At 33.3% G+C, this 14,856-nt stretch carries 13 protein-coding genes and 1 pseudogene; 13 read left to right on the forward strand and 1 reads right to left on the reverse strand.

Translation table 11 applies throughout. From position 1 onward, the window contains the following. The first annotated feature begins 36 nt into the window (after positions 1-36). From FLACHUCJ7_RS07755 to FLACHUCJ7_RS07810, 12 genes and pseudogenes are all read left to right on the forward strand, one after another. Positions 37-1,197, forward strand: coding sequence for a homogentisate 1,2-dioxygenase (locus FLACHUCJ7_RS07755; RefSeq protein WP_180908506.1), 1,161 nt, complete (start codon positions 37-39; stop codon positions 1,195-1,197). Positions 1,198-1,336: 139 nt separating this feature from the next. Next, a pseudogene (locus tag FLACHUCJ7_RS07760) lies at positions 1,337-1,647 on the forward strand (four helix bundle protein). 137 nt (positions 1,648-1,784) lie between these two features. Next, on the forward strand, positions 1,785-2,945 hold the full coding sequence (hppD, locus tag FLACHUCJ7_RS07765) for a 4-hydroxyphenylpyruvate dioxygenase (protein WP_078229063.1): 1,161 nt from the start codon (positions 1,785-1,787) through the stop codon (positions 2,943-2,945). Positions 2,946-3,239: 294 nt separating this feature from the next. Beyond that, positions 3,240-4,010 (forward strand): DUF3108 domain-containing protein, encoded by a 771-nt coding sequence (locus tag FLACHUCJ7_RS07770; RefSeq protein WP_031455070.1) that lies wholly within the window; start codon positions 3,240-3,242, stop codon positions 4,008-4,010. After that, positions 4,010-4,951, forward strand: a complete 942-nt coding sequence (locus FLACHUCJ7_RS07775; protein ID WP_078229064.1) for a tryptophan 2,3-dioxygenase family protein — start codon at positions 4,010-4,012, stop codon at positions 4,949-4,951. The genes FLACHUCJ7_RS07770 and FLACHUCJ7_RS07775 overlap by 1 nt, the downstream gene beginning before the upstream one ends. A 21-nt stretch (positions 4,952-4,972) precedes the next feature. After that, the gene (locus FLACHUCJ7_RS07780; RefSeq protein WP_180908507.1) at positions 4,973-6,193 is read left to right on the forward strand and encodes a M23 family metallopeptidase; all 1,221 of its coding nucleotides are present in this window, start codon (positions 4,973-4,975) and stop codon (positions 6,191-6,193) included. A 24-nt stretch (positions 6,194-6,217) separates the two neighbouring features. Next, positions 6,218-6,838, forward strand: a complete 621-nt coding sequence (locus FLACHUCJ7_RS07785) for a hypothetical protein (RefSeq protein WP_180908508.1) — start codon at positions 6,218-6,220, stop codon at positions 6,836-6,838. A gap of 37 nt (positions 6,839-6,875) precedes the next feature. Next, positions 6,876-7,532 (forward strand): hypothetical protein, encoded by a 657-nt coding sequence (locus FLACHUCJ7_RS07790; protein ID WP_180908509.1) that lies wholly within the window; start codon positions 6,876-6,878, stop codon positions 7,530-7,532. Between the two features lie 91 nt (positions 7,533-7,623). Continuing rightward, positions 7,624-9,261, forward strand: coding sequence for a glucose-6-phosphate isomerase (gene pgi, locus FLACHUCJ7_RS07795; RefSeq protein ID WP_180908510.1), 1,638 nt, complete (start codon positions 7,624-7,626; stop codon positions 9,259-9,261). Positions 9,262-9,580: 319 nt separating this feature from the next. After that, positions 9,581-12,838, forward strand: a complete 3,258-nt coding sequence (locus tag FLACHUCJ7_RS07800) for a TonB-dependent receptor (protein ID WP_180908511.1) — start codon at positions 9,581-9,583, stop codon at positions 12,836-12,838. A 103-nt stretch (positions 12,839-12,941) separates the two neighbouring features. After that, on the forward strand, positions 12,942-13,364 hold the full coding sequence (locus FLACHUCJ7_RS07805) for a hypothetical protein (protein WP_031455077.1): 423 nt from the start codon (positions 12,942-12,944) through the stop codon (positions 13,362-13,364). Between the two features lie 87 nt (positions 13,365-13,451). Continuing rightward, a complete protein-coding gene (locus tag FLACHUCJ7_RS07810; RefSeq protein ID WP_078229071.1) occupies positions 13,452-13,937 on the forward strand; it encodes a septal ring lytic transglycosylase RlpA family protein in 486 nt (161 codons plus the stop codon). Positions 13,938-13,952: 15 nt separating this feature from the next. Here FLACHUCJ7_RS07810 and FLACHUCJ7_RS07815 read toward each other — a convergent pair whose 3' ends face one another. After that, positions 13,953-14,408, reverse strand: a complete 456-nt coding sequence (locus FLACHUCJ7_RS07815) for a DinB family protein (protein ID WP_078229072.1) — start codon at positions 14,406-14,408, stop codon at positions 13,953-13,955. 73 nt (positions 14,409-14,481) lie between these two features. On the opposite strand from FLACHUCJ7_RS07815, the gene FLACHUCJ7_RS07820 reads away from it, so the two are divergent. Next, entirely contained in the window at positions 14,482-14,838 is a 357-nt protein-coding gene (locus FLACHUCJ7_RS07820; RefSeq protein ID WP_180908512.1) for an arsenate reductase family protein, read from the forward strand. Positions 14,839-14,856 lie beyond the last annotated feature (18 nt).

Here is a 14,856-nt window from a genome sequence, read left to right on the forward strand (position 1 = left end):
AATTATCTAATTTATAAATTATCTAATTGAAAAGCCATGCCATTATATCATAAACTCGGAGACTTTCCGAAAAAACGACACACCCAATTTGAAAAACCAAACGGAGGTTTTTACTACGAACAATTGTTTGGAACCGAAGGTTTTCACGGACATTCGTCATTGTCATATCACGTACACAGACCAACACAGGTTAAAGAAATTTTAAATTCCTATTCGGTTGAACCAAAAATTGCAATCGGAAAAAATATAAAATCTTTGCTTTTTAAAGGTTTCGAATTAAAGTCTGAAAACGACTTTTTAGATAGTCGAAAAGCAATGTTAGTCAACAAAGACTGTATTATTGGATTAGCTGCACCCAAACAATCACTTCGAAATTATTTCTACAAAAATGCAGATGCTGATGAAATGCTTTTCATTCATAAAGGAAAAGGTAAATTAAGAACCATGTTAGGGAATATTCCGTTTGAGTATGGCGATTATTTAATTATTCCCCGAGGCATTATTTATCAGATCGACTTCGAAACAGAAGAAAACCGATTATTTTACGTAGAATCCTATTCTCCTTTTTATACTCCAAAACGTTATAAAAATCAATCCGGCCAGCATTTAGAACATTCGCCATTTTGCGAGCGCGATTTTATTTTGCCAAACGAATTGGAAACACACGACGAAAAAGGTGATTTTTTAATTAAAATCAAAAAAGAAGGCATGATTCACGAGGTAGTTTATGCTACGCATCCTTTTGATGTTGTGGGCTGGGACGGATATAATTTTCCATACGGATTTTCGATCCATAATTTTGAACCTATAACCGGACGTATCCATCAACCGCCACCGGTACATCAGACTTTTGAAACAGCAGCTTTTGTTGTTTGTTCTTTCTGCCCAAGACTTTACGATTATCACCCAATAGCCATTCCGGCGCCATACAATCACAGCAATATAGATTCAGACGAAGTACTTTATTATGTAGACGGAGATTTTATGAGCCGTAATAATATCGAGCAGGGTCATATTACTTTACACCCAAAAGGAATTCCACACGGACCTGCACCTGGAGCAATGGAACGCAGTATTGGTCATAAAGAAACTCAGGAATTGGCTGTTATGGTTGATACTTTCAGACCGCTTATGGTTACTGAAGAAGCTATGGGATTGGATGATGGGCTGTACTACAAATCCTGGACTGAGTCTTAATTAGTAAATGTGGCAATTAGAAAATTAGATAATGTTCTTAAAAACGTATAAATGAAATATTTCAAATAATTATTGTAATTTTAAACTTACAAAATAAATTATCTCATTGACACATTTACAAATTATCTAATCAACAAAAATGACCTTTAACGAAAAATACAAAGACAACGTTCTTTTAATTAAAACTTTCAATTTCGCGTTAGACATAATTAATTATACGACTGAACTTCAAGAACAAAAAAAGTTTGTTATTGCTAATCAATTATTAAAAAGCGGAACATCAATTGGAGCCAATTCAAAAGAATCACAAAATGCCTAAAGTAAAGCAGATTTTATCCATAAATTAAAAATTGCAATCAAAGAAGCAGACGAAACAGAATATTGGTTGTTTTATGTGATGCTCATAAAGAGTATCCAAATTGTAAAGAACTTATAAATCAGTTATCATAAATATTAAAAAATTTAAATAAAATAATAGCAACATCAAAATTTAAAAATTAGATAATTAGTCAATGTGTCAATTAGAAAATTATCACATTCGCTCATTTCAAAATTATCTAATTATCTAATTGACAAATTATCTAATTATGAGTAAAGAAATAAAATCAGTAGAATACGGATTAGAGAAAATATTTGAAGGAGCACAAGATTTCCTTCCATTATTAGGGACAGATTATGTCGAATTTTATGTAGGAAATGCAAAACAATCTGCGCATTATTACAAAACAGCTTTTGGATATCAGTCATTGGCTTACGCCGGATTAGAAACCGGAGTAAAAGACAGAGCATCTTATGTTTTAAAACAGGACAAAATCAGAATTGTATTGACAACACCTCTTACGGTAGATTCTCCAATAAACGAACATTTGAAAAAACACGGAGATGGCGTAAAGGTGGCGGCGCTTTGGGTTGAAGACGCCACAAAATCGTATGAGGAAACCATGAAAAGAGGCGCCCGCTCTTTTATGGAGCCAACGGTTGAGGAAGATGAATTTGGTCAGGTGGTTCGCTCCGGAATTTATACTTATGGCGAAACGGTTCATATTTTCGTTGAGAGAAAAAATTATAATGGCGTTTTCTTGCCAGGTTATAAAGAATGGAAATCCGATTATAATCCAGAACCAACAGGTTTGAAATATATTGATCACATGGTTGGAAATGTAGGCTGGAACGAAATGAATACCTGGGTGAAATTCTACGAAGACGTTATGGGATTCGTGAATTTCCTGTCTTTTGATGATAAACAAATCACCACAGAATATTCAGCATTGATGAGTAAAGTAATGTCTAACGGAAATGGAAGAATAAAATTCCCAATTAACGAACCTGCTGAAGGAAAGAAAAAATCTCAAATCGAAGAATATTTAGATTTTTATGGAGGACCAGGTATCCAGCATATTGCCATTGCAACAGACGATATAATTAAAACAGTATCCCAACTAAGAGCCAGAGGTGTTGAGTTTTTATCTGCACCACCCCATACTTATTATCAGGCAATTCCGGAAAGATTAGGTGTGCACATGGAGATGATGAAAGAAGATTTAAACCAAATCGAAGAGTTAGCCATCATGGTCGATGCTGACGAAGATGGGTATTTGTTGCAGATATTTACTAAGCCAGTGCAGGACAGACCGACACTTTTTTTCGAAATTATACAAAGAATGGGGGCAAAAGGCTTTGGTGCAGGTAACTTTAAAGCCCTTTTTGAATCTATTGAAAGAGAGCAGGAATTAAGAGGAACTTTGTGAAAACGCATTTTTTTTACATTATGTAAAAAAACACGCTATAAATTGATGATTTATGTGCAAATGTTTTGTTAAACTCACTTTTTGCTATTTATTATTTAAACTTTGTGTTTATCTTTGCACTCGCAAATCGAGAAGGGGTGGTTTCCTTCCGAATTGATATAAATTTTCATAATTTATAGTTTTTTGGTTAGTTAATAGCATAAAAACTCAGTCATTCGTTGACTGAGTTTTTTTGTTTTGGTATATTTGGAATAAAATTTGCGTTTGTGGCAGTAAACGATCAAATATCTTACTATGAAAAAACTAGTTCTATTCATATTAATTCTCACCACACTAAGTTTTGATACCTTTAAAGAAGATTCCTTTGATGTGGGAGAATATTTCAGATTCAGGATTCATTACGGAATTGTAAATGCAGGCTATGCTACTCTTGAGGTTAAAGATGCTGTTGTAAATAACAAAAAAGTCTTTCATGCAGTGGGAAAAGGATATACAACCGGGATGTCAAAATTTTTCTTTAAAGTGGAAGATTTATACGAAAGCTATTTTGACAAAGAAACAAATCAGCCTTATCGATATGTTCGAAAAATTAATGAAGGAGGTTATACTAAAAATCAGGAAGGCTTTTTTAACCAGTCCCAAAATCGGGTTTTAGTAAAAGATTATAAGCGTAAAACCGAAAAAACAATTGTGGTTACAGAGGAGGTACAGGATATTATTTCGTCTTTTTATTATTTAAGAAATCACCCTAATATCGATAAATTAAAATCGGGCGAATCTATTACAATCGATATGTTTTTTGATGATGAGATCACAAAATTTAAGTTAAAATATATAGGTCGTCAGGATATTACAACTAAATTTGGCACCGTTGCAACAATGGTTTTTAAGCCTTTGGTACAAACAGGCCGCGTTTTTAAAGAAAAAGAAAGCGTAACGCTTTGGATAACAGATGATAATAATAAAGTTCCTGTTAGAATAAAAGCGGATCTTGCAGTAGGCTCACTTAAGGCTGATATTGATGAATATAAAGGATTAAAATATCCATTTAAAGTAAAAAAATAATGAATACCACAGATAATTCTGAATCAATCCTAAAAGAAATTGATCTTAAATTTCAAGCTATAAATCAAAAAACAGATGTTCAGCTTGAAGGCTTGCTTTGGTCAAAACCAATCACTTACTGGGATTATATTCAGACTGATGCTCTTTTAAATCTTCAAATACAAAGAACAACCCTGCCTGACGAAATGGTTTTTATTATGTACCATCAGGTCAATGAATTGATTTTTAAAATGATCCTTTGGGAAATTGATCAGATTGCAGATACAGAAAATATACAGGTTGATTTTTTTAGAGAAAGACTTTCCAGAATTACCCGCTATTTTGATATGTTGACGAATTCATTCAGTATTATGGAAAACGGGATGGAGGTAGATCAGTATATGAAATTTAGAAACACTTTGACTCCGGCAAGTGGTTTCCAGAGTGCTCAGTACAGAATGATCGAATTTGCTTCAACAGATGTTATCAATTTAACTGATAGAAGATATAAAGCTAATTTTGATGAAAACACCGATTTAGAAACTTCTTTCGAACATTTGTATTGGCAGGCCGCAGGCAAAGATTATCATACTGGTGAAAAATCATATTTGCTGCAGGAATTTGAGAAGAAATATAAAGGACAATTTCTGCGTCAGATAGCAGACTTCAAAACTAAAAATATCTGGAAAAAATTTACTCAGTTGCCGGTTGAAGATCAGCAAAATTCTGAATTGATCAAAGCAATGCGTCATTACGACCATACTGTAAATATTACCTGGGTAATGCAGCATTTAAATACAGCCATTAAATATATTCTGGAAAGCGGAAAAGGAAACGGAGAAGCAACAGGTGGAAGCGACTGGCAAAAATATATGCATCCAAAATACCAAAGACGCATCTTTTTTCCTAAATTGTGGAGCGAAGAAGAATTGTCTAATTGGGGAAATGAGCCAGGAGCTTAGTTTCTGAAAAAAAATAAAAATTTGAAAAAAGCATTCGTAATTATAATTCTCTTATTTTCAATTATTTCATGTGAAAAAACAGAAGAAAAAATTGAAACTAAAATTAGTAAACCAAAAACTAAAAAGGTTGAGTTTGGGTTTAATTACGCTGATTTTAATGTCGTCCATGATACAGTACAAAAAGGGGATTCTTTCGGGTCAATAATTCAGGGTCAAAATATAGGAGAAAAACAGGTTTATGATATTGTCGAGCAGGTAAAAGATTCTTTTAGTGTCAGAACTATTCGCTACAATAAGCCTTATACCATTCTTCGGTCCAAAAATAAAACCAATAAACTGCAGGTTTTTATTTATCAGCCAGATGCGCTTACTTATTATGTCGTAGATTTTAGAGATAGTATTGCAAAAGCTTATAAAAAAGTAAAACCCGTTACCCTCAAACGAAAAATTATAGGTGGTGTTTTAAAAAGCTCACTTTCAGAAACCTTAGGGAATAATAGTGTTGAGGCTGCTCTTGCCAGCAGAATTACCAAAGTTTTTTCCTGGTCTATCGATTTTTTTAAACTTAAAAAGGGCGATCGTTACGGACTAATTTTTACCGAACGTTTTATAAATGGTAAAACATACGATGGAGTGGAGGAACTCGAAGCTGCTTTTTTTGAATACAAAGGAAAAATTGTATACGCTTTTCCGTTTGTGAAAGATACCCTTTCAGGAAAAATTGAATATTATGACGATGAAGGAAAAACACTGAAAAACTTCTTCTTAAAAACACCAATCAAATTTAGCCGAATCACTTCAAGATTCACAATGAACAGATTTCATCCAGTACAGCATACCTGGAAAGCACATAAAGGGACTGATTATGCGGCTCCCAGAGGAACTCCAATTTCGACAACCGCTTCCGGAACAGTGGAGCAAACAGGTTATACTGCCGGAAACGGAAATTTTGTAAAAGTAAAACACAACGGAACTTATTCGACTCAATATCTCCATATGTCTAAAATTTTGGTCCGCCGAGGTCAGCGTGTTAATCAGGGCCAAACGATAGGGCTTGTTGGAAGCACAGGTTTGGCTTCAGGACCACACGTTTGCTATCGATTCTGGAAAAACGGAATTCAGGTTGATGCCTTGCGACTTAATTTACCAACCGGCGAATCTCTGGCCGGCAATTATAAAGAGCGTTTCTTTAAACAAATCGAACCTTTAAAAAGAGAGTTAGACAGTATTGGTAATCTTTAGCAATTCTTAAAAGCAAGAGAAAAAATGAAGAATAAACGTATTAAAGAAACTCTTGATGAAACTTTTTCAGATTTGAAACTCTTTTACAGAGATACTAATCTGACTGATACCTTAATTGAGAATTATAAAGTTGGACAGATAATTAAGGAAAAAGGATTTACCGACATGACTTCTATGGGCGGTGGCCTTTCGGGAAATTTGAGGTATTTAATTGCCAGTGCAAATGCAAAAGATATATCGAAATTTAATCCTGATTCTTCGAAAATTGGTCATTTTCTTTTGGATGAGATTTCGTTTTTTAAGGTTTTGTATATCCAAAAAAGCGAAAATAAGACACAGATTTTCCTGCTTCATATTCCGGATAATGCACTTTCACTTTTTAAGAATTCAACTTCCAATATTGAAGAAGAAATAATAGAAAAAGCGAAACAGAAATTTAATGCAAAAATAAATTCGCCTTTAATTCCGGAATTGCAAACAGAAAACTGGAAGGAAAGGACAAAATCACCAATTGGGATGAGTAATAACGGTGAACTTTTTTTTGATGATTCAACTATAAAAACTGAAGAGCCAAAAAGAATTGAGATTAATAAGGTGCAGAAAACTATTGAAATTAATAAAAAACCCTGGTGGAAGATTTGGTAATTATATTGCCTTCTAAAACTTAAATACCTATATAATTATGACTGAAAATCTGACTGTTTTTCAAAGTTTTCCAACATTGAGTCAGGCTCGTGAAGTCGAGTCATTATTAAACGAAAACAATATAAAAACTGTTTTGGCAGATAACATTCCTCCATTGGATGTTACTTTTTCGGGAAGCACTTTGCAAAATCAATATGAAATAAAAATTGATTTATCAGATTTTGAAAAAGCCGGCGCTGTCATTGAAAAAGATGCCGAAAATATTCTTGATAAAATTGATCAGGACTATTATTTGTTAAGTTTTACCAATGAAGAATTATATGAAGTTCTTTTGAAATCTGATGAATGGAATATTTTTGATTATAAACTGGCTCAAAAAATCCTGAAGAGCAGAGGCAAATCGATTGATTCAGAAATGCTTGCTTCTTTAAAAAAGCAACGTTTAGAAATTTTAGCAAAACCGGATGAAAATCAAAAACCCTGGATACTAGCAGGTTATTTGTTTTCGTTTTTAGGAGGAGGAATTGGAATTGTTATTGGATATTCATTGTGGACTTCAAAAAAAACGCTGCCAAATGGAGACAGAGTTTATTCCTATAATGAAACTGACAGAAAACATGGTAAAACTATATTTATAATAGGTCTTATCGTTTTTCCATTGGCACTTATTCTCAAAATACTAACCAATGTATAAATCGTTTTCGTAACTAATTGCCCCGTAAAGAAGTATTAAATAGTTATTTCAGTATTTTTGTATTTCTAAAAAAAACTACAATTTTATAAAAATGGCTTTAAACACAACAAACCCAACCGGGACTGAAGCGTGGAAAAAACTGCAAAACCACTTTAACGCAATTCAGAACACTACAATACAGGAATTATTTCAGCAAGATGATAATCGTGTCGCAAAATTCAACTTGCAATGGAATGATTTTTTGGTCGATTATTCTAAAAACAACATTAGTGAGGAAACTATTTCGCTTTTGTTGGAATTAGCTAATACAATTGGTTTAAAAGACGCGATTGCTGATTATTTTGGAGGAGAAATCATCAATCAGACTGAAAACAGAGCGGTTTTGCATACAGCTTTACGTGCGCCTGAATCGGCAGTTATAAAAGTAGACGGAGAAAATGTAATTTCGGAAGTTTACGAAGTAAAAAATAAAATTAAAAACTTCACAAACGAGGTAATCTCAGGAGAAAGAAAAGGTTTTACCGGAAAAGCGTTTACAGATATCGTAAATATTGGTATTGGAGGTTCGGATCTTGGTCCTGTAATGGCAGTTGAAGCCCTGCAGTTTTATAAAAATCACTTAAATGTACATTTCGTCTCTAATGTAGACGGAGACCATGTGAACGAGGTGATCAAAAAATTAAACCCGGAAACAACTTTGTTTTTAATTGTTTCTAAAACATTTACTACTCAGGAAACATTATCGAACTCAGAAACCATAAAAGAATGGTTCCTGAAATCGGCTTCTCAGGAAGATATAGCCAAACATTTTGTGGCGGTTTCAACTAACATTCAAAAAGTAACCGAGTTTGGAATTAATCCTGACAATGTTTTTCCAATGTGGGACTGGGTTGGCGGAAGATTCTCTTTATGGAGTGCAGTTGGTTTAAGCATCGCTTTGGCAGTTGGTTTTGATAACTATAATGACTTACTAAAAGGTGCTAATGAAATGGACGAACATTTCAAATCGGCAGAATTTGATCAAAACATTCCGGTAATTTTAGCTTTGTTAAGCGTTTGGTACAATAACTTTTATGGTGCCGAAAGTGAGGCTTTGATTCCGTATACTCAATATTTGCAAAAACTGGCTCCATACCTGCAACAGGCAACAATGGAAAGCAACGGTAAAAGTGTTGGGCGTGACGGAAAACCGGTTAACTATCAAACCGGAACTATTATCTGGGGAGAGCCTGGAACAAATTCGCAGCATGCCTTTTTTCAGTTGATTCATCAGGGAACAAAATTAATTCCAACTGATTTTATCGGTTTCATAAAACCATTATACGGAAATAAAGATCATCACGATAAACTGATGTCTAACTTTTTTGCACAGACAGAAGCATTACTGAACGGAAAAACTGCTGAGCAGGTACAGGCAGAGTTTGACAAACAAGGACTTGCTGCTGAAAAAGCATCTTATTTGCTGCCGTTTAAAGTTTTTACAGGAAATAAGCCAACCAATACAATCCTGATTGAAAAGCTGACTCCTAAAAGTTTAGGATCTCTGATTGCGTTGTATGAGCATAAGATTTTTGTACAAGGAGTAATTTGGAACATTTTTAGTTTTGACCAATGGGGAGTAGAACTAGGAAAACAACTGGCGAATTCAATTTTAGATGAAATTAATTCTAAAACGGTAAAAACTCACGATAGTTCGACAACTTTTTTACTTAACCATTTTTTAAAATAAAGAAATAGTTCCTGTTAATTTTTTAAAATACTAACGCCTTGATTTGAGCAAATCAAGGCGTTTTTTGGTTTAAAATGTAAGATTAATATAGTGTAAATGCTTGTTTTTGAAACTTTAACAGATTTATACCCTGTGTTTTTTTATGTTTTTAACAAAAATAAGCAGTTTAAATTTAAAAAATGATTCTTTTATTTATTGAAAAAATGAAAATTCGTTTTAATACTTAACAGAATAGACAAAACTCATGTTTCTTAACACTTTGATAACATTATCTGATTAAAATGTTATAATTTTGCCAAAAACAAATAACAAAAAACAGATGAAAAAATTGTCAAAGTTTCTCTTAATGCTTTTAGCATTTATTTATGCAGGAGATATTTATGCGCAAGGTAACACTACTTCTTCGATTAACGGAGTTGTAAATGATTCTCAAAACAAATCACTTCCAGGAGCAACAATACTTGCTGTTCATGAAGCTTCAGGGAGCCGTTACTCAACTACCACGGATTTTGATGGTCATTTTAGGATTTCAAACATGCGTGTAGGTGGTCCTTATAAAATTGAAGTTACTTTTGTTGGTTTTAAAACCTATACTGAAACAGGGGTTTATCTTCAATTAGGGGATTCTAAAAGCTTGAAAGTAAGCTTAAAAGATGAGGCTAATGAACTTAATGAAGTAGTTGTAGTTGGAAGAAAAGATCCAATGTTTAACTCTAAAAAAACAGGAGCTCAAACCGTTATTGATCGCGATAAAATTAATGAATTACCTTCATTATCAAGAAATATTGCTGATTTTGCAAGACTTACGCCTCAGGCGCAATTACGGGGTGATGATCAAATTTCTATTGGTGGTCAAAATAACAGATTTAATGCAATTTATATTGATGGAGCTGTAAATAACGATGTTTTTGGATTAGCAGCCAATGGTACGAATGGAGGTCAAACAGGAGTTAGCCCGATTTCATTAGATGCAATTGAGCAATTTCAGGTAAGTGTTTCTCCTTTTGATGTTAAATTATCAGGGTTTGCGGGAGGTGCGATTAGTGCAATTACACGTTCAGGAACAAATAATTTTGACGGTTCTGCTTACTTTTTATACAGAGATCAATCTTTAGCAGGAAAAACTCCAACTCGTTCCGGAAGTGATATTGAAAGAACCAGATTGGCTGATTTTACGGCACAAACATATGGTGTTAGAGCAGGGGGAGCAATTTTAAAAGATAAATTGTTCTATTTCATTAACTATGAAAAACAAGAAAACGATACACCGCAGCCTTTTGAGATTGCAAATTACACAGGAAATACAAAAGCAGACGGATTAGAAGCTTTAAGTAAATATTTAATTGATACATATGGGTATAATCCTGGGTCATATCAAAATAATAAAGCTTCATTGACAAGTGATAAATTAATTGCAAAAATTGACTGGAATATTAATGATAACAATAAATTATCTATTAAAAATAGTTATGTAAAATCTATAAACTTTTCTCCAAACCGTTCTTCAAGCACTGCAATTAATTTCTTAAACGGAGCTCAAACTTTTGAATCTATTACAAATTCGGCATCGTTAGAATTAAACACTAGATTCAATAATAAATTCTCGAATAACTTAGTTGTTGGATTCACAACTGTAAATGACGATAGAGATGCATCTGGAGATCCATTCCCAACTGTATCTATTAGAGATGGTTCCGGAACGATTTTTTTTGGATCTGAAGCAAGCTCAACTGCAAACTTGCTAAATCAAAGAGTATTAACTATCACAGACAATTTTGAAATTAATATTGGTAGACATAATATTTTAATTGGTACACACAATGAACTATCTCATGCGAAAAATGTATTTATCAATAGAAATTTTGGAGCGTATGATTATAATAACTTAAATGAGTTTATGAGACCAGATTTAGGTTATAAGGCATACCGTTACCGTTTAGGATATTCATTATTTGGTGGTTCAGGAGACGATTCTAATGGAGCTGCTGATTTTAACATGAATCAATTTGGTTTATATGTTCAGGACAATATCAGAGTATCAGACAACTTTCGCTTAAATGTTGGTGTTAGAGCCGATATGCCAGTATGGTATGATGGACTTGTGAATGAGGATTTTAATACCAGAACAATTGGCTTGTTAGAAGCTAAAGGGAAAGATTTAAAAGGTGCAAAGGTTGGTCAGGCAATTAAAAATACAGTACATTTCTCACCTAGAATTGGTTTTAACTACGATGTTGATGGTGATAAAATAACTCAGGTTAGAGGAGGTATTGGTGTCTTTACTTCCAGAGTTCCATTGGTGTGGCCAGGAGGAGCATATAATAATAATGGTATTTCTCAAAATAGTATCCTAATTAATAACTCTGCTGGTACTCCTACACCAAACTTCAATCCTAACACAAGTGTTGATAGCCAATTATATTCTAATGGTGTTGCGCTAGGACCATTGCCAGGAAGTGGAAAAGTGGGTGGAAATGTCGATTTATTTGCTAAAGATTTTAAGCTTCCACAAGTTTTAAAAACTAGTTTAGCCTTCGATAGAAAATTAGGATCTGGCTGGGTTATATCGGCTGAAGCAATTTGGAATGAAAATCTTAACTCAATCCAGTACCAAAACTTAAACATTGCTGACCCTGCAATCAATTTAACAGGTGCAGATAACAGACCAAGATACAATGGAAATGCTCGTATAGATAACACTTACCAAGGTATTTATTTAGCATCTAATAAAAAAGCAGGAAGTTCATGGAATACAAACTTTACTGTTGCTAAAAACTTCTACTCAGATTTCATTGATGCAAATATTTCAGCAACTTATGCTTATGGGGAATCATATGTTTGGATGGATGCAACAAGTTCACAAAACAGTTCACAATGGCAGTTCATAGAAACTGTTAACGGTTCAAATGCAATTTCTGGAGTGTCTAGATCAGATTTTGATCAAGGATCAAGAGTGCTTGCTAATTCTTCTTTAAAATTCAAATGGAATAAATCAATTAAAACTACGATTGGTTTTTATTATGAAGGTACTCAGGGAACACCATTTAGTTATGTTTATGATGACACTGGTAATTTATTACGTGATACTTTTCAACCTTCAGCTTTAATTTATGTTCCTAGAAACAAAAATGAAATAGTTTTCACACCTTCTGCAACAATGACGGCAGATCAACAATGGGAAGCACTTAATAATTTTATCTCTAATGACAAATATTTAAATAGCAGAAGAGGTAAATATGCAGAACGTAATGGAGACCGTTTAGATTGGAGTCATGTTATCGATGTAAAAGTTGCTCAAGAATTCTCAATAAATGTTAATAAGAAAAGCCATAAATTAGAGTTTACAGCTGATATCTTTAACTTTACAAACTTGTTAAACAAAAACTGGGGAAGAAGATACTTTATGACAAACGATCAACTATTGCTTATTAAGCACACTGGATTCTTAGCAGATGGTACAACGCCAACATTCAATTTTAATCCAAATATTACAAAGAATATCAATCAAATTGATGATGCTGGTTTGCAATCATCAAGATGGCAAATGCAAATTGGAGCTAGATACTCTTTCAACTAAATAAGAACCAAAATAAATAATTAAAAACGGCATTGACTTTTAGTTTAATGCCGTTTTTTTTTAACCTTTTTTGTTATATTTGTTTCAAACAAAATATTAATCTATGTATCATTTTATTCAAAAACTCCACTCCGGCTGGGCTTATTTGGCATTATTACTTTTATTAGTCGCTGTTGTAAATGCCATTCTAGGGTTTACTTCAAAAAAAGAATTTACAGCCAGGGATCGCAAAATTGCTTTATTTGCATTAATAGGTACTCATACACAATTGTTAATCGGATTGATACTTTATTTTGTGTCTCCGTTAGGGAAAGATTCTTTAGGACAAATGTCAAATGCAGCTCTTCGATTAACTTCATTAGAACATCCGTTAATCAATATCATTGCTATTATTCTAATTACAATAGGATGGTCAAAACATAAAAAATTAATCAATAGTGAAGCAAAATTTAAAACATTTTCTATATTTTACGGAATAGGTTTAGTGCTTATTTTAAGTAGAATTCCCTGGAACTTATGGTTCTAAAAAAACCAAAATAAGCCCTTATTCAGGGCTTTTTTTATCTCGGCATATTATTTGTACAAACTCCCCAAGTCTGAAAAAAAATAAATTATGAGGAATAAAAAAAACATTCTGCTCTCTATTCTTTCAGTAACTCTCTTTAGTTGCTTTACCTACGTTATGAGCCAGAGTAAGCCGGTTGAAAACAAGGTTTCTCAGGATACTTTAAAAACAGATAAATTAAAAATGCTGCCTTTAAGCGATTCTGTTTTTAGTATTGAAGGCTTAAAATTAAAAACCTATAAAAAATCGGCTCATGCTTCCTACTACCATGATCGGTTTAATGGGAAAAAAACTGCAGACGGCAGCAGATTTAATAATAATAAATATACAGCTGCCCACAAAAAACTCCCTTTTGGTACTAAAGTAAAAGTAACAAATGAAGCCAATGGAAAGTTTGTTATCGTTAAAATAACCGACAGAGGTCCTTTTGTAAAAACCAGAGAAATAGATTTGTCGAAAAGAGCTTTTATGGATATTACCAATAGAAAAGGAGCAGGAGCAATGACTGTAACAATAGAAACTATTGAGAATTAAAAAATCCGAAAGTTTCTAAACAAACTTTCGGATACTCATTATTATTCCGGTGTGGGTGCCCTCATGGTAATTGTTGAAAGATAAGGCATCTTCAACGTTTCGAAGTGTAAATCCCATGCTTGTAGTATACTCTCTATAATTCACAAAAATTTTATCTGCATAATCTTTTTGGACCTGATGAAGTGTTTCTGAAAGTAACCGTCTGATTTCGTCCACTTCCGCTTGCGAAACATCGCCTTCCGGTTTGGTTCCTTTGCTGTATCGGGCAATAAAATCTTCTGAAACTTTTGACGGCAGTCCCGATAATTTATAGACTAAACTCTGTTGTGCAGCTATACAATGTGCGATATTCCAAATCAAATTATTGCTAAATCCTTCCGGAATTTTATTTAATTGTTCTAATGAATGATTGTCTAAAATCTTCAATAAAATTTCTCTGATTGTCTTTTGTACTTCGAAAACTGAATTCATAATTTTTTTTTAATAAAATTAGACAATTTTAAGTTGCAATGATTTTTCTTTGTACCGAAATAAACTAAAAATTATGAACAAAATATACTACTTAGCCTCCTGCGATACCTGCCGAAAAATTATCAAAAGCTTACCAAAAGACAATGATCTGGTTTTTCACGATATCAAGCAAAATCCGATTACTGAAACTGAGCTGGAAGAAATGTACCAACTGTCCGGAAGCTACGAAGCGTTATTCAGCAAGAAAGCACAACTTTACAAATCAATGGATTTAAAAAACAAATCACTAACCGAAGCTGATTTCAAAAAATACATTCTGGAGCATTATACTTTTATAAGCCGTCCGGTTTTTATTATTGACGGTAAAATTTACATTGGGAACAGCCAGCAGAATATTCTGCAGGTTATGAAAGCTTTAGGAGAAAAATAAATCCGGAATTTTCTCAGG

This window comes from Flavobacterium salmonis, from assembly GCF_903819435.1.
In the GTDB taxonomy this organism is placed as follows: Bacteria; Bacteroidota; Bacteroidia; order Flavobacteriales; family Flavobacteriaceae; genus Flavobacterium; species Flavobacterium chungangense.

What these genes read in the sequence shown, in the direction of transcription:
- FLACHUCJ7_RS07755 (WP_180908506.1), top strand. Translation starts at nt 37, where the DNA reads ATGCCATTATATCATAAACTCGGAGACTTTCCGAAAAAACGACACACC.
- hppD (WP_078229063.1), top strand. Translation starts at nt 1,785, where the DNA reads ATGAGTAAAGAAATAAAATCAGTAGAATACGGATTAGAGAAAATATTT.
- FLACHUCJ7_RS07770 (WP_031455070.1), top strand. Translation starts at nt 3,240, where the DNA reads ATGAAAAAACTAGTTCTATTCATATTAATTCTCACCACACTAAGTTTT.
- FLACHUCJ7_RS07775 (WP_078229064.1), top strand. Translation starts at nt 4,010, where the DNA reads ATGAATACCACAGATAATTCTGAATCAATCCTAAAAGAAATTGATCTT.
- FLACHUCJ7_RS07785 (WP_180908508.1), top strand. Translation starts at nt 6,218, where the DNA reads ATGAAGAATAAACGTATTAAAGAAACTCTTGATGAAACTTTTTCAGAT.
- FLACHUCJ7_RS07790 (WP_180908509.1), top strand. Translation starts at nt 6,876, where the DNA reads ATGACTGAAAATCTGACTGTTTTTCAAAGTTTTCCAACATTGAGTCAG.
- pgi (WP_180908510.1), top strand. Translation starts at nt 7,624, where the DNA reads ATGGCTTTAAACACAACAAACCCAACCGGGACTGAAGCGTGGAAAAAA.
- FLACHUCJ7_RS07800 (WP_180908511.1), top strand. Translation starts at nt 9,581, where the DNA reads ATGAAAAAATTGTCAAAGTTTCTCTTAATGCTTTTAGCATTTATTTAT.
- FLACHUCJ7_RS07805 (WP_031455077.1), top strand. Translation starts at nt 12,942, where the DNA reads ATGTATCATTTTATTCAAAAACTCCACTCCGGCTGGGCTTATTTGGCA.
- FLACHUCJ7_RS07810 (WP_078229071.1), top strand. Translation starts at nt 13,452, where the DNA reads ATGAGGAATAAAAAAAACATTCTGCTCTCTATTCTTTCAGTAACTCTC.
- FLACHUCJ7_RS07815 (WP_078229072.1), bottom strand. Translation starts at nt 14,408, where the DNA reads ATGAATTCAGTTTTCGAAGTACAAAAGACAATCAGAGAAATTTTATTG.
- FLACHUCJ7_RS07820 (WP_180908512.1), top strand. Translation starts at nt 14,482, where the DNA reads ATGAACAAAATATACTACTTAGCCTCCTGCGATACCTGCCGAAAAATT.